The sequence below is a fragment of the Vallitalea maricola genome (assembly GCF_036985595.1).
Lineage (GTDB): Bacteria > Bacillota > Clostridia > Lachnospirales > Vallitaleaceae > Vallitalea > Vallitalea maricola.
Map to the genome: position 1 here is coordinate 1 of NZ_BTPU01000188.1, position 209 is coordinate 209.

At 30.1% G+C, this 209-nt stretch carries 1 protein-coding gene; it reads right to left on the reverse strand.

Features of this window, described 5'->3' with window-relative positions; translation table 11 throughout:
- Positions 1 to 209 (reverse strand): hypothetical protein (locus AACQ14_RS23820; RefSeq protein WP_339366029.1); only part of this gene is annotated, 209 nt, incomplete at both ends.

The window sequence follows — 209 nt, forward strand, 5'->3', positions numbered from 1 at the left end:
TCAACATACCAGTCACCACCTATACTACCATATCTCTCTACTTTTCTAAGATAAATATTAGTTACATCCTTAGGATGGATATCAGTACCATTATAAAGATAATATTCATCATTATCATCAGCTTCAAAATCATTATAACCTTCTTTAGCTAATAACCATTCTTTTGTTTCTCCATCTTTGGTATACAAACCAAAGATGGAGAAACAAAA